Annotated in this window: 17 protein-coding genes, 1 tRNA gene and 2 pseudogenes; 11 read left to right on the forward strand and 9 right to left on the reverse strand. The window is 67.2% G+C overall.

The window, feature by feature from the left end; all coding sequences use genetic code 11:
- Positions 1 to 21: 21 nt before the first annotated feature.
- Complete coding sequence (locus tag RGU41_RS07105) at positions 22 to 525, reverse strand: DUF427 domain-containing protein (protein ID WP_134446483.1); 504 nt, start codon at positions 523 to 525, stop codon at positions 22 to 24.
- Between the two features lie 65 nt (positions 526 to 590).
- Here RGU41_RS07105 and RGU41_RS07110 point away from each other — a divergent pair.
- Both RGU41_RS07110 and RGU41_RS07115 read left to right on the forward strand, forming a co-directional pair.
- A pseudogene (locus tag RGU41_RS07110) lies at positions 591 to 947 on the forward strand (universal stress protein); the annotation flags it as partial.
- Positions 833 to 1495, forward strand: coding sequence for a universal stress protein (locus RGU41_RS07115; protein WP_322135870.1), 663 nt, complete (start codon positions 833 to 835; stop codon positions 1493 to 1495). The pseudogene RGU41_RS07110 and the gene RGU41_RS07115, both read left to right, overlap by 115 nt.
- Here the strand turns inward: RGU41_RS07115 and RGU41_RS07120 are convergent.
- The 5 genes from RGU41_RS07120 to RGU41_RS07140 all read right to left on the reverse strand — a co-directional run bounded on the left by RGU41_RS07120 (position 1489) and on the right by RGU41_RS07140 (position 4224).
- Entirely contained in the window at positions 1489 to 1764 is a 276-nt protein-coding gene (locus tag RGU41_RS07120; protein ID WP_322135871.1) for a hypothetical protein, read from the reverse strand. The two genes, RGU41_RS07115 and RGU41_RS07120, sit on opposite strands and share 7 nt — an antisense overlap.
- Before the next feature lie 142 nt (positions 1765 to 1906).
- The gene (locus tag RGU41_RS07125) at positions 1907 to 2620 is read right to left on the reverse strand and encodes a GAF and ANTAR domain-containing protein (protein ID WP_134446480.1); all 714 of its coding nucleotides are present in this window, start codon (positions 2618 to 2620) and stop codon (positions 1907 to 1909) included.
- A 9-nt stretch (positions 2621 to 2629) separates the two neighbouring features.
- The gene (locus tag RGU41_RS07130) at positions 2630 to 3385 is read right to left on the reverse strand and encodes a GAF and ANTAR domain-containing protein (RefSeq protein WP_322135872.1); all 756 of its coding nucleotides are present in this window, start codon (positions 3383 to 3385) and stop codon (positions 2630 to 2632) included.
- A gap of 232 nt (positions 3386 to 3617) precedes the next feature.
- Positions 3618 to 3693, reverse strand: a tRNA-Val gene (locus tag RGU41_RS07135).
- A 63-nt stretch (positions 3694 to 3756) separates the two neighbouring features.
- Positions 3757 to 4224, reverse strand: coding sequence for a peroxiredoxin (locus tag RGU41_RS07140; RefSeq protein ID WP_134446478.1), 468 nt, complete (start codon positions 4222 to 4224; stop codon positions 3757 to 3759).
- A 243-nt stretch (positions 4225 to 4467) separates the two neighbouring features.
- Here RGU41_RS07140 and aceE point away from each other — a divergent pair.
- From aceE to RGU41_RS07170, 6 genes and pseudogenes are all read left to right on the forward strand, one after another.
- A pseudogene (gene aceE, locus RGU41_RS07145) lies at positions 4468 to 7193 on the forward strand (pyruvate dehydrogenase (acetyl-transferring), homodimeric type).
- Between the two features lie 7 nt (positions 7194 to 7200).
- Entirely contained in the window at positions 7201 to 8406 is a 1206-nt protein-coding gene (locus RGU41_RS07150) for a PucR family transcriptional regulator (protein ID WP_134446476.1), read from the forward strand.
- Positions 8407 to 8509: 103 nt separating this feature from the next.
- On the forward strand, positions 8510 to 9427 hold the full coding sequence (locus tag RGU41_RS07155; protein ID WP_134446475.1) for an ACP S-malonyltransferase: 918 nt from the start codon (positions 8510 to 8512) through the stop codon (positions 9425 to 9427).
- Positions 9428 to 9445: 18 nt separating this feature from the next.
- Positions 9446 to 10450 (forward strand): beta-ketoacyl-ACP synthase III, encoded by a 1005-nt coding sequence (locus RGU41_RS07160; RefSeq protein WP_134446474.1) that lies wholly within the window; start codon positions 9446 to 9448, stop codon positions 10448 to 10450.
- A gap of 60 nt (positions 10451 to 10510) precedes the next feature.
- Positions 10511 to 10759 carry an acyl carrier protein gene (locus RGU41_RS07165; protein WP_134446473.1) on the forward strand — a complete coding sequence of 83 codons (249 nt, stop codon included), beginning with the start codon at positions 10511 to 10513 and terminating at the stop codon, positions 10757 to 10759.
- An 88-nt stretch (positions 10760 to 10847) separates the two neighbouring features.
- Positions 10848 to 12083: a beta-ketoacyl-[acyl-carrier-protein] synthase family protein gene (locus RGU41_RS07170; protein WP_134558431.1), complete on the forward strand. Its 1236-nt coding sequence runs from the start codon at positions 10848 to 10850 to the stop codon at positions 12081 to 12083.
- A gap of 132 nt (positions 12084 to 12215) precedes the next feature.
- Here the strand turns inward: RGU41_RS07170 and RGU41_RS07175 are convergent, their stop codons facing one another.
- On the reverse strand, positions 12216 to 12737 hold the full coding sequence (locus RGU41_RS07175) for a DUF3145 domain-containing protein (protein ID WP_134446471.1): 522 nt from the start codon (positions 12735 to 12737) through the stop codon (positions 12216 to 12218).
- Between the two features lie 251 nt (positions 12738 to 12988).
- On the opposite strand from RGU41_RS07175, the gene RGU41_RS07180 reads away from it, so the two are divergent.
- A complete protein-coding gene (locus tag RGU41_RS07180) occupies positions 12989 to 13600 on the forward strand; it encodes a PadR family transcriptional regulator (protein WP_322135873.1) in 612 nt (203 codons plus the stop codon).
- 94 nt (positions 13601 to 13694) lie between these two features.
- Here the strand turns inward: RGU41_RS07180 and RGU41_RS07185 are convergent, their stop codons facing one another.
- Both RGU41_RS07185 and RGU41_RS07190 read right to left on the reverse strand, forming a co-directional pair.
- Positions 13695 to 14609 (reverse strand): DUF1684 domain-containing protein, encoded by a 915-nt coding sequence (locus RGU41_RS07185; protein ID WP_322135874.1) that lies wholly within the window; start codon positions 14607 to 14609, stop codon positions 13695 to 13697.
- 73 nt (positions 14610 to 14682) lie between these two features.
- The gene (locus tag RGU41_RS07190; RefSeq protein WP_322135875.1) at positions 14683 to 16485 is read right to left on the reverse strand and encodes a bifunctional 3'-5' exonuclease/DNA polymerase; all 1803 of its coding nucleotides are present in this window, start codon (positions 16483 to 16485) and stop codon (positions 14683 to 14685) included.
- A gap of 321 nt (positions 16486 to 16806) precedes the next feature.
- Here RGU41_RS07190 and RGU41_RS07195 point away from each other — a divergent pair, with 321 nt between their 5' ends.
- Together RGU41_RS07195 and kdpA are read left to right on the forward strand one after the other, a co-directional pair.
- Positions 16807 to 16896 (forward strand): potassium-transporting ATPase subunit F, encoded by a 90-nt coding sequence (locus RGU41_RS07195; protein WP_134446468.1) that lies wholly within the window; start codon positions 16807 to 16809, stop codon positions 16894 to 16896.
- A 10-nt stretch (positions 16897 to 16906) separates the two neighbouring features.
- The gene (gene kdpA, locus RGU41_RS07200; RefSeq protein WP_416173143.1) at positions 16907 to 18571 is read left to right on the forward strand and encodes a potassium-transporting ATPase subunit KdpA; all 1665 of its coding nucleotides are present in this window, start codon (positions 16907 to 16909) and stop codon (positions 18569 to 18571) included.
- Positions 18572 to 18631: the final 60 nt, after the last annotated feature.

The raw sequence follows: 18631 nt of genomic DNA on the forward strand, positions 1-18631 counted from the left end.
ATGCCCGAAATCGCGGCAGGTCTACCAGCCGAGGGTGCCCGGCTCCCCCTTGAACGGCCCGACGACCCGCGAGGTGATCCAACCGCCATAGAAGGATCCGGCCTGCGCGTGGACGACTTCACCGTCGACAGTGCAAAGATCCATCCGCCCCGGATACAGTGCGATCCGGCCCGCGAGCGATTCGAACCCAGGCTCGGGCTCAGGGTAGGTCCAGGCAGCGCCAACGGCACGAGCAGTGCCGGACACGACGGTCAGGTATGACGCGGTTCCCTTGTATTCGCACACCGATCGGCCGTCCGCCGGCACGAGAGAACCGGGGCGGAAGGCATCGCGGGGAAGGTAATACGCCGGCGGGTGGCTCGTCTCGAGCACGCGGACCGCGTTTTCGGTGCGCGCGATCTCGAGCCCACCGAAGCGGATCACCACTTCCTCGGAGACGGGCTCGACCCTGGGCGGGCGCGGGTAGTCCCACACCGATTCCTGGCCGGGACCGGGGACGACCCTGTCCCTGTGTGCGGATGTCATCGGGCCATAGTAGCCCGGCGGTCCGGCGGCGGGCTGGCAGTGCACCCCGGGCGTACACTGCGGGCATGACGGAGAACGTGATCGTTGCGATTGACGGCGGGCCGGCCAGTGCTGCAGCCCTGGATTGGGCGATCACCCGAGCGGTCGACCGCTCGTCCGCCGAATCGGACGCACAACCGATCGAGCTCGAACTCACGACCGTCGTCGAGCTGGGTTGGTCGCCGCACGACGTCGCCCTCAGCTTCCAGCCTGCCTACGAACGCGCGCTGGCCGCGGCGACCCATGAAGTGGAACGCCGGGCTCCGGGGTGCCGCAGGACGAGCTACATCCGACACGGTGTCCCCGTCGACGAGCTCGTCAGGGCATCCGCTTCTGCGGACCTGATGGTGATCGGCTCGAACAAGACCGGGCTCCTGACCGGCGCCGTCTACGGGACGCTCCCCTCCGCCTCGCGGCGCACGCGCACTGCCCGGTCGTCGTCGTTCCGGCGACGTGGCGACCGCGGATCGGCCCTGTCGTCGTCGGGTTCGACGACGACCCCGCCGGCACGGAAGCCCTCGACTGGGCTGCCGACGAAGCGGTCAGGCTCGGGCGCGGACTCCGGATCGTGCACTCCTGGTCGATTCCGATGACGGTTGCGATCGACCTCGGCGCGACGGTGCCGTTCGAAGCGCTCCGCGAAGCCAATGCCGAAGCGCTCGCGATCACGGCCCAACGGGTGCGGGACGCCCGTCCAGGACTCGACGTCGTCGAGATCCTCGACACCGGGCCGGCCGCCCCTGCACTCGTCGATGCGTCCGCCGAGGCTGAACTGCTCGTGGTCGGCACGCACGGACGCGGCTCGGTCGGGAGCCTCATCCTGGGCTCGGTGAGCCACGACGTGCTGCTCAACCTGCCCTGCCCGATCGTGGTCATTCCGCGCCGAATCGACGGGACGTCGTCAAGCGGTCAGACGGGACGTCCTCAGTAGTCGAATTCGTCGAACTGGGGAGCATCGAGACCGTCGCCGGTCCAAGCACCCTGGGGCACCGCCATCGGAGCGAGCGCCTTCCTGCGCAGGCCCGCGGTGATGTCGGTATCGACGAGTTCGCGGAAACCTGTCGGGGACGTGACGCTCGTCAACTGGCTCGCCGCGCCGATCAGGAACTGGGCCCTCCCGACCTGACCGCTGTCGCCGATGACGGGAATGTCGACAACTTCGACCTGGCCTCGGGTACTCAGTCTCTCGGCATACTGCATGACAGCATCGGCAAGGTCACTCCCGGTTACGACGGATCCCCCTGCGTGGAATATGCGCTTCATCGTCTTCCCTCACTGGCTCAGTGAACTGTCCATGTGCAGCCAGGGTCCGGGGCGCAACCCCAGTATATGCAGAACCGGTTCAGAGGCGAAGGGTGCGATCGACGACGGCCGCGGATACTTCGGCGAGCGGCCTGTTGTGGCTCCTGGCGTAGTCACGGAGCATCGTGAACGCCTCGCTCATGTCGACGTCGTGCATGAACGCGATGACGCCCTTGGCCTGTTCGATCACGACGCGGCTGTTGAGCGCGTGCTGGAGCTGTGCGCGAGCGATGTCGCTCTCGCGGATCGCGCGTTCCTGCAGGATTCCGATCGTCGCCGTGTCCGCGAGGGCCTGAACGGTGCGCAGGTCCTCGGCGCCAAGGCCGCCGAGACGGTCCCAGAAAAGATTGAGTGAGCCGATGGTCGTCGCCCGCAGGTGCAGGGGAACGGCGTGCATCGAGAGGAATCCCTGTTCGAGTGCACCCGCACGGAAGAGGGGCCATTTCGGGGCGACGACGTCGAGGTCGGGAATGGCGACAGCGGCACCGGTCGTCACGCACTCGACGCAGGGACCGGCGCCCGCTCGCAGCTGGAGGATTTCGACCAGCCGGGTGCGCTCGTTGGTGGAGGCCACGACCTCGAAGTCTCCGTGACCGGCCGAGAGGATGATACCCACCGCGGACGCTCCGAAGAGGAGCGCGCACCGCTCGACGAGAGTCTGCAGGAGGTCGACGACGTCGTAGCCGACGACGAGCGTGTCGGCCAGCGTGACGAACGTCTCGACGAGCTGACCCTCCCGGGATTGTGTGACCATGTTGTAATCCTAAGGTGCGATAACCGTGGAGAAATCAATTTTCCGGGCGACCACATCGTGTGCGACGGACCGCACCGATCGTCCGTTTGAGAAAGCGTAACCACGGAGGAGCAGCAATGCATCCGTGGCGGAGAGATTCAGCTGGGCAAGGATCATCCCCGTGGCCTGGTGGATCACGCGGCGCGAGAATCCCTCGGCTTCCGGTTGCGTCGGGTCGGCAGGGTTCGGTCCGTCGGCATCCAGTCGCTCCGGATCCTGTTCCACGGAGACGTGGTCTCGAAGCGCCCGGCGCAACACGACCCGGGCGACGATATCCGCGAGTTCCGTTGCGTCGGCGACAGCCTCCGGCGGCAACGGGCCGGCAACGGACGAGTAGAGGTCGACGGCGCCGATCTCGAGCGTTCCGATGACGAGAGGGAAGGCGAACAGTCCCCCGACCTCCGCGTCGTCGAGTGCCGCGCGAAACATCGGCCAGGCCGGATTCTGCTCGAGGCGGATGTCCGGCGAGAGGACCGGGCGCCGGGTCGCGAGCGCCCGCCAGCACGGTCCCTCGCCGAGATCGAATTGCAGTTCGTCGATCCGGGCGGCGAACGCGTCGCTCGCGCTGATCGTCTCGGTCCCGAAGGGCGCGCCGAGGGTGGAGATCGCTGCTCCATCGATGGGGAGCACTCTCAGGAACGGGGCGCAGAGCTCCGTGCCGGAGTCGTCCCAGGCTTCGAGTTCCCGGGCGGCAGTATCGAATGCCGCACGGCTAACGGGGGACACGGGCCGGGTCCTGTGCCCCGGGGGCATGCCTGCTCCGGCCGACCGGGACATCCACTCGCAGATCACTCCACAGGAGAGCCACTGGCACACACGACCTTTCGGCTCCCGGAGGAGCGACCGGTTCACACGGGAGTCCCGGCAGGACTCACCGAATTACCCCAAGCCTAACCCGTGAGACCAGATCCCGGTCAACCGGGGAATCACTCTCGGACACCCCGAGGTGCTGACCTACTGGTGGGCCCTACCGGGCTCGAACCGATGACATCCACGGTGTAAACGTGGCGCTCTACCAACTGAGCTAAAGGCCCCTGCGTATCGACTTCCGCCGGGGTTGAACCGACACCACTATACCGGTGGGAGCGGCGATCGGGTCACGCGGGCTGGAGTTCGCCGATCGCGGCACGGTATGCGTCGAGCGAACGCGCCTCGCCGGGAGCCGTGATGAAGCTCGCACGGATGATGCCGTCCGGGTCGATCAGGAAGGTTGCGCGGTTCGAGAAACCCTTCTCCTCGAGGAAGACGCCGTATTCCTTGGCGACGGCTCCATGCGGCCAGAAGTCGGCGAGGAGGTTGAATCCGTAGTTCTCCTGCTCTCCCCAGGCGCGCAGCGCGTGCCGGGAATCCACCGAAATACCCAGGAGTTCAACACCACTGTTCTCGAACAGGCTCAGGTTGTCGCGCAGGGTGCACAACTCGCCACTGCAGATTCCCGAGAACGCGAGAGGGAAGAAGACCAATGCCACCGACTTGTCACCGCGATACTGGCTGAGCTGGATGTGCTCGCCGTACTGGTTGACCAATTCGAAGTCGGGTGCCTGGGTGTCATTCTCCAGAGCCATAGTGCGTCCTTTCCTGCGTCAGCCACCAGTGGCAAGCGCCGGAACAGCCTAGCCCCGGGGATGGGGGAAACCTAGACAATTCTTTCGCTGACAGCGTTCGTCGCGTACCGGCCGCGCGTGCGCGGCACACAGCTGGAATCTGTAGGCTGGCGTGGTGCCAGCGGTCCACAGGGACCGCTTTGCGGCACGCCTAACCAGGCACGGTCGCGTATCACACGACCTGCCCGATAGAAGAGGTCGACTGTGACTGTCAACGACCAGGACCCATACTCGGTGAACAGCACGGATGCGGATCCGGAAGAGACGAAAGAGTGGTCCGAATCTCTGGACGCACTCGTGGCCGCCCAGGGACACGAACGCGGCCGCGAGATCATGCTGAGCCTGCTCAAACGATCCAAGGAACTGCACCTGGGCGTCCCCATGGTGCCCACCACCGACTACATCAACACGATCGCGGCCGGCAACGAGCCGGACTTCCCCGGCGATGAAGACATCGAGCGCCGCTACCGCGCCTGGATCCGCTGGAACGCAGCCGTGCTCGTGCACCGCGCACAGCGACCCGGGATCTCCGTCGGCGGACACATCTCGACATACGCCTCATCCGCCGCCCTCTATGAGGTCGGCTTCAACCACTTCTTCCGCGGCCAGGACCACCCGGGTGGCGGAGACCAGATCTTCATCCAGGGCCACGCCTCCCCGGCACCTACGCCCGGGCATTCCTCGAGGGCCGCCTGACCGCGAACCAGCTCGACGGCTTCCGCCAGGAGAAGTCGCACGCGCCGCAGGGACTGTCGTCCTACCCGCACCCGCGCCTGATGCCGGAGTTCTGGCAGTTCCCGACGGTGTCGATGGGCCTCGGTCCGATCAACGCCATCTACCAGGCGCAGACCAACCGGTACCTCACCAACCGCGGAATCAAGGACGCCAGCGACCAGCAGGTCTGGGCGTTCCTCGGCGACGGTGAGATGGACGAGGTCGAAAGCCGCGGCCAACTCCAGGTCGCCGCGAACGAGGGTCTCGACAACCTCAACTTCATCATCAACTGCAACCTGCAGCGCCTCGATGGACCCGTCCGCGGAAACGGAAAGATCATCCAGGAGCTCGAGAGCTTCTTCCGCGGTGCCGGCTGGAACGTCATCAAGGTCGTCTGGGGCCGCGAGTGGGACGACCTCCTGTCCCGCGACGTCGACGGCGCCCTGCTCAACCTGATGAACGTCACCCCCGACGGCGACTACCAGACGTACAAGGCCGAGAGCGGCGCATACGTTCGCGAGAACTTCTTCGGCCGCGACCCGCGCGCCCTGAAGCTCGTCGAAGGCTACACCGACGACGAGATCTGGAACCTCAAGCGTGGCGGCCACGACTACCGCAAGGTCTACGCGGCGTTCAAGGCCGCGTCGGAGCACAAGGGCCAGCCGACCGTCATCCTCGCGAAGACCGTCAAGGGCTACGCCCTCGGCCCGAGCTTCGAGGGCCGCAACGCGACCCACCAGATGAAGAAGTTCACCCTCGAGAACCTGAAGACCTTCCGTGACAGCACCCACATGCCGATCACGGATGCCCAGCTCGAGGAGAACCCCTACCTCCCGCCGTACTACCGTCCGGACGAGAACGACGAGGCGATCCAGTACCTGCACGAACGCCGCCGCGCCCTCGGCGGCTACGTGCCGGAACGCCGGAGCAAGTACACCCAGGTCAACCTCCCGCAGGACTCGACGTACGCGCCGACCCTGAAAGGCTCCGGCACGCAGGAGATCGCCACGACGATGGCGTTCGTCCGTCTGCTCAAGGAGCTCCTGCGCGCCAAGGACTTCGGAAACCGCATCGTCCCGATCATCCCCGACGAGGCCCGCACCTTCGGAATCGACGCGTTCTTCCCGAACGCCAAGATCTACAACCCGAACGGCCAGCAGTACACGTCCGTCGACCACGCCCAGCTGCTCGCGTACAAGGAGAGCCCGCAGGGCCAGATCCTGCACGTCGGCATCAACGAGGCCGGCGCGATGGCCGCGTTCACGAACGTCGGGACCACCTACGCCACCCAGGGTGAGCCGCTCATCCCGATCTACGTGTTCTACTCGATGTTCGGATTCCAGCGCACCGGCGACGCCATGTGGGCCGCCGGCGACCAGATGGCCCGCGGCTTCATGATCGGAGCCACCGCGGGTCGCACGACCCTGACCGGTGAGGGACTGCAGCACGCCGACGGCCACTCGCCGCTCCTCGCATCCACCAACCCTGCCGTCGTGTCCTACGACCCGGCGTACGGGTACGAGATCGCGCACATCGTGCGTTCCGGTCTCGAGCGGATGTACGGCGGCCTGCACGACGACCCGAACGTCATGTACTACATCACCGTGTACAACGAGCCGGCCGTGCAGCCGGCCGAGCCCGACGAGGTCGACGTCGACGGCATCGTGCACGGCATCCACCGGATCAACCACTCGCAGGTCACCGGACCGAAGGCGCAGCTCCTGGCCTCCGGTGTCGCCGTGCCGTGGGCGCTCGAGGCGCAGGCCCTGCTCGCCTCCGACTGGGGAGTCTCGGCCGATGTCTGGTCCGTCACGTCCTGGGCCGAACTGCGCCGCGACGGCATGCGGGCGGAGGAGCACAACTTCCTCAACCCCGACCAGGGCCCGCAGGTGCCGTACGTCACGAAGAAGCTCGCCGGAGCCGCCGGCCCGTTCATCGCGGTCAGCGACTTCATGCACGCCGTGCCCGACCAGATCCGCCAGTTCATCCCCGGCGATTTCGCCACCCTCGGCGCGGACGGCTTCGGCTTCTCGGACACCCGCCCTGCCGCCCGTCGGTTCTTCAAGATCGACGGACCGTCCATGGTCGTCCGCACCCTCGAGATGCTCGCCCGTCGCGGCGAGATCGACAGGGCGGTCGTCGGCCAGGCCATCGAGAAGTACCAGCTGCACGACGTGACCGCGGGCACAACGGGCTCCGCCGGGGGCGAGAGCTAACCCGACTGTGGCCCCGGCACCGAAGACGAAGGAGCAGACGCTCGCCTGGTTGCGCACCATCTCAGGGGAGCTGTCCACGGCGACCCTGAAACGACTCGAGGACACGCTGCCCTGGTACGGCGATATGCCGCCAGGACGGCGGTCCTCGGTCGGGCTGGTGGCCCAGGCGGGCATCACGTCCTTCATCGCGTGGTTCGACGACCCGAAATCCACTCCGTGGATCGCGGCCGACGTCTTCGGTGCCGCGCCGCGGGAGCTGTTGCGCTCGGTGAGCCTGCAGCAGACCCTCCAGCTCATCCGGGTCTCCGTCGAGGTCGTCGAGGAACGCGTCAAGGACGGCGGCGAGATCCTCCGCGAGGCGATCCTGCTCTACTCCCGCGAGATCGCCTTCGGAGCTGCGGATGTCTACGCGCGCGCCGCCGAGGCACGCGGGCTCTGGGACGTGCGGCTCGAGGCCCTCGTGGTCGACTCGATCCTCAGCGGCGAGTACGACGACGAACTGCCGAGCCGGATCGCCGCACTCGGCTGGCACGGCCACGGCGAGGTCTGCGTGCTCGTCGGCACCACCCCGAAGATGCTCGATGTCGACCAGCTGCGCCGCTCCGCGCGGCACATGGCCGCCGACGTGCTGATCGGGGTGCAGGGAAACCGGCTTGTTCTCGTGATCGGTCGCGCGCACCCCGCCTCAGCGGACTCCGAGGACACCGTCGGGACGGCATCCGCCCTGACGTTCATGGAGATCGCGGTGCAACTGGAACCGAGCTTCGGTGCCGGGCACCTCGTGCTCGGACACGAAGTGCCCAACCTCGTCGACGCCTCCAAGAGCGCGAAGGCGGCCCTGGCCGGTTTCGCCGTAGCCAGGTCGTGGCGGAACGCGCCGCGCCCTGTCCAGGCGGACGACCTGCTCCCGGAGCGTGCGCTCGCAGGCGACCCGCTCGCCCGCGCCACCCTCATCCACCGCATCTACCGGCCGCTCCAGGCGCACTCGACCGAACTGCTCACGACGCTGTGGTGCTACCTCGACAACGGCCGCTCGCTTGAAGCGACGGCCAGGGAACTCTTTGTTCACCCCAACACCGTGCGCTACCGCCTGAAGCGCGTCTCCGAGGTCATCGGCTACGACGCGACGGGCGCCCGTGAGGCGCTCATCCTGCAGTCCGCGCTCATCCTCGGCTCGATCAGCGACCACGACGGCTCCACCCGCCGACGCTGACACCCCTCGTTTGACCTGTTTCTGCGGGAAGACACAAACGTTTTCCGGATACTTGGTCGATCATCGACACTCCGCGGCGAATTGAGCTTGGGAGACTAGGGGAATGATTGTTGTCGTCTGTCCCGGACAGGGCTCGCAAACCCCTGGTTTCCTCGTTCCCTGGCTTGAAGACCCCGCCTTCGCCGCCGGACTCGACGCGATGTCCGCCGCGAGCGGACTCGACCTTGTCACCCATGGCACGGTCAGTGACGCCGACACCATCCGTGACACGGCCGTCGCCCAGCCACTGATCGTTGCGTCCGGAATCCTCACCATGCGGGCGCTCTTCGCCGGCGGTCGCCGCGACCGCATCGCGGGGATCGCGGGGCACTCAGTCGGCGAGATCACCGCCGCAGCCGGGGCCGGCATCCTGAACGACGCCGATGCCCTCGGGTTCGTGCGCGAACGCGGCGCGGCGATGGCAGAGGCCGCAGCCCTCGAACCGTCCGGGATGAGCGCCGTGCTCGGCGGCGACGAAGCCGAACTTCTCACGCTCCTCACCGAACTCGGCCTCGAACCGGCCAACTTCAACGGCGGCGGCCAGGTCGTCGTAGCCGGTGCGATCGACGCACTCGCCCGTCTCTCCGCCGCTCCGCCTGCCCGTTCGCGTGTCATCCCCCTTCAGGTCGCCGGTGCATTCCACACCCGGTATATGCAGCCTGCCGTCGCCTCGCTCGCCGCGGTCGCCGCGCGTCTCACCCCCTCGAACCCGACCCTGCCGATCTGGACGAACCGGGACGGCAGCCAGGTCGCCGACGGCGCGCGGTTCGTCGGATATCTCGTCGACCAGGTCTCCTCGCCGGTACGGTGGGACATGTGCATGCAGTCTTTCGAGGCCGCTGGCGTCACCGGAATCATCGAGATCGCGCCAGCCGGCGCCCTCGTCGGCCTTGCGAAGCGTGCACTCAAAGGCGTACCCAGCGTCGCGATCAAGACCCCGGACGATTTGCCCGCCGCGTTTGCACTGATCGACCAGCAGTAAGCCCGACGGAAAGAGACCATGACCAAGCCCACACTCCAGCAGTCGCACGGCCCCGCGTTCACGCGCATCCTGTCGGTCGGTGCCGCCCGCGGTGACCTGACCGTTCCCAACGACGACCTGGTCGGTCCGATCGACTCGTCCGACGAGTGGATCCAGCAGCGTACCGGCATCATCAGCCGCGTCAGGGCCAGCAAGGACGTCCAGGCCGTCGACCTCGCCGTCGTTGCCGCCACCGAGGCCATCGAGAAGTCCGGCATCGACCCGACCCTGATCGACGCCGTCATCGTCGCCACCATCAGCAACGGCCGCCAGACCCCGTCGATGGCCGCCGTCCTCGCCGACAAGGTCGGCGCCAACCCGGCCGCTGCCTACGACATCAACGCCGCCTGTGCCGGTTACGCATATGCCGTGGCCCAGGCCGACGCCCTCATCCGCACCGGTGTCGCTCACTACGCGCTCGTCGTCGGGGCCGAAAAGCTCTCCGACCTCGTTGACCCGACCGACCGCAGCATCTCGTTCCTCCTCGGCGACGGCGCAGGCGCCGTCGTGATCGGTCCGAGCGACTACCCCGGTATCTCGAGCACCGTCTGGGGGTCCGACGGTTCCAAGGCCGGCGCGATCCAGATGAATCACACCCTGCAGGAATACCACCGCGGTGAATCCGAGTGGCCCACGCTCCGCCAGGAGGGCCAGACAGTCTTCCGCTGGGCGGTCTGGGACATGGCCAAGGTCGCCAAGCAGGCCCTCGAGGCCGCCGGCGTGACCAGTGCCGACCTCGCGGCCTTCATCCCGCACCAGGCCAACATGCGCATCATCGACGAGTTCGCGAAGCTGCTCAAGCTCCCCGAGTCCGTCGTCATCGCGCGCGATATCGCCACAACGGGGAACACCTCGTCGGCGTCGATCCCGATCGCCACGCACACCCTGCTTGCCGAACACCCTGAGCTCAGTGGCGGTCTCGCCCTGCAGATCGGCTTCGGAGCCGGACTGGTGTTCGGCGCGCAGGTCGTCGTGCTCCCGTAGTTTTCCCGTACCGCCTCTAAACTGAATCTCGGTCATACGAGACACCCCAAGGAGAAAAAAATGGCATTGTCCACCGAAGAAGTACTGTCCGGCCTCGCTGAGCTCATCAATGATGAGACCGGCATTGCGGCTGACACGGTTGAGATGGGTAAGTCGTTCACCGACGACCTCGACATCGATTCCATCTCGATGATGACCATTGTCGTCAACGCAGAAGAGAAGTTCGACGTGAAGATCCCCGACGAAGAGGTCAAGAACCTTAAGACCGTCGGCGACGCCGTCGACTTCATCGTCAAGGCCCAGGACTAAAACTAACGAGCCCAGGCCGGCCGGCATCGCCGACCGGCCTGGTCTGTGGGCTCCGCCCGCCGTTTTGATGTACCACGGAGAGTTGCATATGACCAAGAAGATCGTTATCACCGGAATCGGTGCGACCTCCCCTCTCGGAGGCACTGCCGCCGAGACCTGGGCTGCGCTGTTGAACGGCGAGTCCGGCGCCACCACCCTCGAGCAGGAATGGGTCGCACGCACCCAGCTGCCGATCACCTTCGCCGCGCAGGCGCGGGTCCCCGCCAGCGAGGTCCTCGCCAGGCACGAGATCAAGCGTCTCGACCCCTCGAGCCAGTTCGCGCTGATCGCCGGCCGCGAGGCCTGGGCGGATGCCGGATCTCCCGAGGTCGAAGCCGACCGGCTCGCCGTCGACTGGGCCACCGGCATCGGCGGCGTGTGGACCCTCCTCGACGCCTGGGACACCCTGCGCGAACGCGGCCCACGCCGCGTGCTGCCGATGACCGTCCCGATGCTGATGCCGAACGGTCCCGCCGCGGCAATCGGCATGGACCTGCACGCCCGCGCCGGTATCACGACCGTCGTCTCCGCCTGCGCGTCGAGCACCGAGTCCCTCGTCAACGCCTATGACCGGCTGCAGGCCGGCCGCGCGGACGTCGTCATCGCCGGTGGCTCGGAAGCCGCGATCCACCCACTGCCGATCGCGTCGTTCGCGGCGATGCAGGCGTTGTCCAAGCGGAACGACGACCCGGCCCATGCCTCACGCCCGTACGACGTGTCACGCGACGGCTTCGTGCTCGGCGAGGGTGCAGCAGCACTCGTCGTCGAAACCGAAGAACACGCCAAGGCCCGCGGTGCGCACATCTACGCCGAACTGCTCGGCGGTGCCGTCACGAGTGACGCGTACCACATCACGGCTCCCGACCCCGAGGGATCGGCGGCCGCCCGGGCTATGGTCACCGCCATCCGCAACGCGGGTGCCGATCTCAGTGATGTCGCCCACATCAATGCGCATGCGACAAGCACGCCAGTCGGGGACATCGCTGAGTACAACGCACTCCGTCGCGTGTTCGGCGACCTGCTCGAGGGCATCCCCGTTTCCGCGACGAAGGCATCCACCGGGCACCTGCTCGGTGGTGCAGGTGCGATCGAGGCGTTCTTCACCGTGATGGCGCTCTCGACGCGGACCGCCCCGCCGACGATCAACCTCGTCGAGCAGGACCCGGCCATTCCGCTCGACGTCGTGACCTCACCGCGCACCCTGCCCGGCGGCAACCTGCTCGCGATCAGCAACTCGTTCGGATTCGGCGGCCACAACGCCGTCGTGGCCTTCCGCTCGGTCTAGTCGACAAGCTCGGTCCCTTCGGACGTCTATCAGCAACAGGCTCGACCCCCCGGGGTCGGGCCTGTTCTCGTTTCCGCCTTTTCTCGTTTCCGCCAGGTGTCTCTTTCCCCGGCCTTGTGCGAATCAGGACTGTCAGCCGACCTTGTGCAGCCAGACCACGGAATTGAAGTCGCTCGCGTGCCTGAAGGGTTCGAGTTCGTCGTCCCAGGCCTGCCCGAGGGCGAGGCGCAGTTCGCGATGCAGTTCGACGGCGTTCGCGCCGGCGGATTCCATGGCGTAGCGAATCCGGTCTTCCGGGATCACGATGTTCCCGACGGTGTCGGTCTGTGCGAAGAAAATGCCGAGCTCCGGCGTGTGCAGCCACCGCCCGCCATCGACGCCGAACCCGGCGTCCTCGGTCACTTCGAAGCGCAAGTGGTCCCATCCGAGCAGCGCGGATGCGAGGCACGCGCCGGTCCCTGGTGCGCCCTCCCAGTGGTATTCGGCGCGCTGGGAACCCGTGAGCACCGGCTGATCGGACCAGTCGAAGTTGACGGCCTCGCCGAGGGCGCGACCGACCGCCCACTCCACATGCGGGCTGAGTGCCCGTGGCGACGAATGCACCAAAAGCACCCCTCGCGCAGTTGGTGGCCGGCGCGCAGGTATTGCTGTCATCGATTTTCTCCGTTCTGTGAGATGCGTCTTCCCCAACGACCTCAGAACTGCGGATTCAATACGATGCAAGCGAGTGTGAACTTGTCGCTACGACGGAATTGCTGCCGTCTCCTTGGATTATGCCTCAGCCGCCTGTGGGTATTCAAGGAAGATCGGGTTATTTGATCCCACCAGTTCAACCGGTTCCCGCGCGTTTTCCCGTGGACCGGTTCGCTATACTCGGTATAGCTATCTCTCGCTTCGGAGGCCCGGTGTCGGTACGCAGTTGTCTGCTTGTGATCCTGTCGATCGGTCCGGCATACGGATTCCAGCTTCACGCTGAACTCAGTTCCCGTACGGCCGGTCGCCGGAACGTGAACGCCGGCCAGGTCTACGGCACTCTCGAGCGACTCGTGAAACAGGGAGTCGTGGAATCGGCAGGGACCACTGACGACGGACTCCCCCTGTACCGGGCGACCTCGTCCGGATTGAGCGAAGCATCTGCCTGGCTGACCGCGACGGAGAGCGCCGTCGGCGAGGAGTGGAACGACCTCGTCGACCGGGTGCTGCTCGCGTCGTCACTCCCTGATACGGACGTTCTCGGCATCATCGCCCGCTATCGCACGCACTGGGAGTCCGACCTTGCGGACTCCGGTCCCGGCGCAGGAAGCGACAACACCGTCGCCGGGGCGCACGGCGGGGAGCTCCGGCCGGGCGCCGGGCAGGACCTGCTCGGCGCGGGGGCGCGGCATGCCCTCGCGACCGCGGCACTGGCCTGGCTCGAGAGCACGGAGCGCACGCTGGCCGCCGCCCCAGGCGAGTTCGGGCACGGTCTCAATCTTCAGAAGCCACGGCGCGGCCGGCGGCCGGCGGTGGCGGCATAGCTCGATCACGGCGTCCAGTCCGGAAGAAGTATGAGACGCAGCCCGTGGACGATGCAGCCCGTGGACGACTTCGCCGAAAGTCGAGACGATCGGTTCAGTCGTGCAGCGGCGTGCCGTCCGCGGTCAGGACCATGCGCTCGCCGGCCTCGATCGGGATGGTGAGTCGGTTCTGGGCAGGTGCGATCGGGCAGTTGAAGTTGTAGCTGAAGGCGCACGGCGGCAGGTAGGCCCGGTTGAAGTCGAGGCGAATCGTTCCGTCGCCCTCCGGTGAGACGCGCAGGAATCGGCCGACGCTGTAGGTGCTGACCCCGTTGGTCGCGTCGGCGAACACGAGGAGCAGGCTCGGCCCGTCCTCGAAGGCAACGAGGTTGTAGTCGATGCCATCCCTGGTGAAGGTGATCTCGCCGGGCAGGGCGCGCTGGCGGGTCCGTCCCTCATCCTGCAGGTGTGCGATGCTGACCTCACCCCGCCCGGGGATCGGCGTGAACGTCGCCTCGACCACCCAGTCCGGATCGTAGGGGAATGCATCGATCCGGCCGAAATCGCGGATTCCCTCGGAGGCGGCGTCCCAGACCCGGAGGGCATACCCGCCGTCTTCGCCGGCGATCACCGTTCCCGTGAGCGTGTCGCTGAAGCGGATGCTCGAGGGCTGCATCGCGTCGAGTCCGGCCACGAGCACCGATCCATCGACCACGTCACCGTCGACGGTGATCCCCTCGCTCGCTGCCGCTGTCAGCGCGAGCCCGGACACCCCAGCGGGGAGCGGCGCCCATAACCCGGGGACGCCCCAGACCGGCTGGCCGACCGCGGGGTCACCGGTGATCCACTGGGTGTTCACGAGGGCGAGGTTGCCGCGCGGGCCGACGACCGCGCGGGAGCGTGCGTCCCGGAATTCGGCGAGCCGTGCGAGTGCGGCGTCCGTCCGGTCCTGGTCTGTGCTGCCCTGGGCGTCGTTGCCTTGGAATGCGCCGCCCTGGTCTGCGCTGCCCTGCTCTACCTGCTGTGTCATGCCTGCGCCATCCCGTCGTGTGAGTGTCTTCAGTGCAACGGGCACGGGCCCGGGTTTATTGCCGCGGCGGGCGCTATTTCGCGTCGCCGTAGTTGTCGACGGTGGCGACGGTCAGCAGGAAGTCGACAGGGAAGGTGCCGAACAGGTGCCTCCCCGCCGTGGCCGCGGCATCTTCGATAATGGTCGCGACCCTGGCCGCCAGATGCTCCGGGGTATGCACGATGACCTCGTCGTGGAGGAAGAACACCAGGTGCGGGATATCGGCGAACACGACACCGCCCCGACCGGAACGGGACCCGGAAGAAGACCCGGAAGGAGCCCGGGAAGGAGACCGGGGCTCCAACCCGGATCCGGCATCTGCGCCGACGTCCGACGCCAGTTTCCGGAGTTCCCGCCGGATTTCCGCCATCCAGCACAACGCCCACTCGGCCGCACTCCCCTGCACCACGAAGTTGCGCGTGAAACGACCCCAGTCCCTGGCCTGGGTGCGCGCCCTCCGCTCATCGGCATCGCCGGCTCCCTCCGACGAAGCCAGAGACTGCGCGGCATACCACTCTTCTCCGGGAGGCGGCGAGGACCGGCCCAGCCTGGTCGTGACCTGGTCGCCGCGCTCGCCTGCGCGCGCGGCTGTCTCGGTCAACGCGAGTGCCCGCGGATACGCCCGCGCGAGCCGGGGCAGCAACCGCCCGCTCTCCCCCGTCGTCGCACCGTACATCGCGCCGAGCATGGCCACCTTGGCGTGGGCGCGGGTCTCGACGACGCCGCTCGCGACGATGCCGGCGTAGAGGTCCGTGCCACGGCCGGCATCCGCCATGGCCGTGTCGCTCGAGAGCGCCGCGAGGATGCGCGGTTCCAGCTGGGCGGCATCCGCGACGACGAGCTTCCAGCCCGAGTCCGCGACAACAGCACCGCGCACCTGCTTGGGCAGTTGCAGGGCTCCCCCGCCGCGGGTCGCCCACCGGCCGGTCACGACGCCGCCCGGCAGGTACTCCGGGTGGAAGCGACCGTCGACGATCCAGGTGTCCATCCAGTACCAGCCGTTGGCGCTCAGCAGCCGGGCGAGCTTCTTGTACTCGAGCAGGGGCTCGATCACGGGATGGTCGAGCTCCTTGAGTTCCCAGGCCCGGGTCGAGGTCACGGCGAGTCCGGCCCGGCGCAGGGCGCGGGTGAGCTCGGGCGGGGAGTCCGGGTTGACGAGGGGGTCTCCGAGTGCCAGGCGGATGCGTCCGACCAGTTTTTCGAGGAGCGCCGGCCGGATCCCGGGGCCGACCCTCGGACCGAGGACCCTGGTCAGCAGCTCGTCGTGCACGTCGGTGCGCCAGGGCAGTCCGGCGAAGCGCATCTCGGCGGCGATGAGCGCGCCGGCGGACTCCGCGGCGAGCAGCAGGCGCAGCCGCCCCGGCTCCTCGCTCTCGGCGACGGCCGTGAGCTGGCGCCGGAACTCGGCACCGGCGTCCGTGAAGCCCGCGTCCGCTTCTCCGGCGGGATCGATGTCCTCTCCGAGCAGTTCGAAAAGCGTGGCTCCGGGATCGCGGGTTTCCGCGACGATGGCGAGGGCGGCATCCCACCGGCTCGGTGCCGCCGTTGCGAGGTCGCTCGCGGCGGTGAGGACGGAGTGGCGCAGGATCGCGTGGCAGAGCCGCAGGTCGTGGGCACGTTCGACGCGGACGCCGGCCTCGAGCAGGACCGGGTAGATGCTCGCGGTGTCCTCCCAGACCCAGCGCGGCGACCCGGGTTCCTCCTGGAGCACATACCCGGGGAAGTCGTCCGCCGACACCGGGCGGGCGGCACCGAGAGTCACACCCCCGGCGTTCAGCACCTCGACGAGGAACTCCCCGTTCCCCCTTCGACCGACCAGTATGTACACGCTTTCCATTCTGCCAGCGCGCACCGACGACCCTCGCTGCGACGAGCGACCGCGCACATTGCACGGGAGCGCGCACCAGCGCAGAGAAACCGTTAGGTTCCGCCGGTGCGCCGTATGGATACCGTGAGGACCCCATTCTCCGCCCCGAATCCAGCGTATTCCTATGGAGTACCCCGGTTCCGACCCCGGGATACCCGCGCCTGCACCGGCGCGGTCACCGTGTGGATGGAGTTCTCCTGTGCCCGACCTCGTGCTTGACATCGTCTACGTTCTCGGCGTGATCGCCGTGTTCGCCCTGATCGGCCTCGTGGCCAAGGGAGTCGAGAAACTGTGATCGTCTTCGATCTGCTCGGCGCCCTCCTCGCCGTCGCGGCCCTGGCCTACCTCGTGCTCGCGCTCGTGAAGCCGGAAAGGTTCTGATGGACCTCTGGTGTCGCCGTTCTCCAGGCGCTCAACCCTTGCGCTTGTCCTCGCCCTCATCTATCGCCCCCTGGGCGACTACATGGCGGCGTTCTACCAGTCGTCGCGTGACAACCGGGTCGAGCGCGGCTTCTATCGCCTGGTCGGGGTCAATCCCCGGTCGCAGCAGACCTGGCAGTCCTACCTGCGCAGCGTGCTCGCCTTTTCCCTCATCGGCGTGCTTTTCGTCTACGTCATTCAGCGAGCCCAGGCGGTACTGCCCTATTCCCTGGGCTTTCCGGCCATCCCGTCGGGCCTGTCGTTCAACACGGCCGTCTCATTCGTGACCAACACGAACTGGCAGTCCTATTCACCCGACGTGACCATGGGCTATTCGGTGCAGATGCTCGGCCTCGCCGTGCAGAACTTCGTATCCGCCGCGGTCGGCATCGCCGTTGCGATCGCCCTGGTGCGCGGTTTCGCTCAGCGCCGGACCGGCACGATCGGCAATTTCTGGGTCGACCTGACCCGCGGGGTACTGCGCCTGCTGCTCCCTGTGGCGATTCTCGCCGCGCTCGTTCTCCTCGCCGGCGGCGTCATCCAGAACCTCACCGGCTTCACGGACGTCACCACGATCACGGGCGCCACCCAGTCCATACCGGGCGGGCCGGTGGCCTCGCAGGAGGCGATCAAGATGTTCGGCACGAACGGCGGCGGATTCTTCAACGCGAACTCGGCGCATCCGTTCGAGAACCCGACAGCCTGGACGAGCATGTTCCAGATCGTTCTCATGCTCGCGATCCCGTTCAGCCTGCCCCGCACCTTCGGCACGATCGTCGGCGACAAACGACAGGGCTATGCCATTCTCGGAGCGATGGCCGCCATCTTCGTGGTCTCCCTCACCGCGCTCACCCTCTTCGAGCTCGGCGGTGCCGGAACGGCCCCACTCGCAGCGGGTGGCGCCATGGAGGGCAAGGAACAGCGCTTCGGCATTATCGGGTCCGCCCTCTTCGGGACGGCGTCGACCCTCACCTCGACCGGTGCCGTGAACTCGATGCACGACTCCTTCACGGCCCTCGGGGGCCTGATGCCGATGCTCAACATGATGCTCGGCGAGGTCGCCCCGGGCGGCACGGGGTCCGGGCTCTACGGAATGCTCATCCTCGCCGTGATCACGGTCTTCATCGCCGGCCTGCTCGTCGGCCGCACTCCCGAATACCTCGGCAAGAAGATCGGCCCGCGCGAGATCAAGATCGCCAGCCTCTACATCCTGGTGACCCCGACCCTCGTCCTCGCCGGAACGGCCCTGAGTTTCGCGATCCCCGCCGTGCGAGCGGATGTCGAGGGCACCTCCATCTGGAACCCCGGGCTGCACGGTCTCTCCGAAGTGCTCTACGCCTTCACCTCCGCGGCCAACAACAATGGTTCCGCCTTTGCGGGACTGACCGCCAACACGCCGTGGTTCAACACGGCGCTGGGCGTTGCCATGCTCCTCGGCCGTTTCCTGCCGATCGTCCTCGTGCTCGCCCTCGCCGGAGCCCTCTCCGCCCAGGACACCGTTCCTGCGACGCGCGGCACCCTGCCGACCCACCGCATGCAGTTCGTCGGGCTGCTCGTCGGCGTGACGGTCATCATCACGGCGCTCACGTACTTCCCGGTGCTCGCGCTGGGTCCGCTCGCGGAAGGGCTGCAGTAGCCATGACCACCGCCTCCGGCACCCAGGCTCCCCCGTTCCTCTCCTTGTCACCACTCACGC

This window comes from Cryobacterium sp. 10C3 (genome assembly GCF_034314285.1).
In the GTDB taxonomy this organism is placed as follows: Bacteria; Actinomycetota; Actinomycetes; order Actinomycetales; family Microbacteriaceae; genus Cryobacterium; species Cryobacterium glucosi.

Excerpts from the sequence above, each read along its gene's own strand:
- RGU41_RS07185 (WP_322135874.1), bottom strand. The coding sequence starts at position 14,609 with ATGACACAGCAGGTAGAGCAGGGCAGCGCAGACCAGGGCGGCGCATTC.
- RGU41_RS07190 (WP_322135875.1), bottom strand. The coding sequence starts at position 16,485 with ATGGAAAGCGTGTACATACTGGTCGGTCGAAGGGGGAACGGGGAGTTC.
- RGU41_RS07125 (WP_134446480.1), bottom strand. The coding sequence starts at position 2,620 with ATGGTCACACAATCCCGGGAGGGTCAGCTCGTCGAGACGTTCGTCACG.
- RGU41_RS07175 (WP_134446471.1), bottom strand. The coding sequence starts at position 12,737 with ATGACAGCAATACCTGCGCGCCGGCCACCAACTGCGCGAGGGGTGCTT.
- RGU41_RS07140 (WP_134446478.1), bottom strand. The coding sequence starts at position 4,224 with ATGGCTCTGGAGAATGACACCCAGGCACCCGACTTCGAATTGGTCAAC.
- RGU41_RS07155 (WP_134446475.1), top strand. The coding sequence starts at position 8,510 with ATGATTGTTGTCGTCTGTCCCGGACAGGGCTCGCAAACCCCTGGTTTC.
- RGU41_RS07170 (WP_134558431.1), top strand. The coding sequence starts at position 10,848 with ATGACCAAGAAGATCGTTATCACCGGAATCGGTGCGACCTCCCCTCTC.
- RGU41_RS07160 (WP_134446474.1), top strand. The coding sequence starts at position 9,446 with ATGACCAAGCCCACACTCCAGCAGTCGCACGGCCCCGCGTTCACGCGC.
- RGU41_RS07165 (WP_134446473.1), top strand. The coding sequence starts at position 10,511 with ATGGCATTGTCCACCGAAGAAGTACTGTCCGGCCTCGCTGAGCTCATC.
- RGU41_RS07105 (WP_134446483.1), bottom strand. The coding sequence starts at position 525 with ATGACATCCGCACACAGGGACAGGGTCGTCCCCGGTCCCGGCCAGGAA.
- RGU41_RS07120 (WP_322135871.1), bottom strand. The coding sequence starts at position 1,764 with ATGCAGTATGCCGAGAGACTGAGTACCCGAGGCCAGGTCGAAGTTGTC.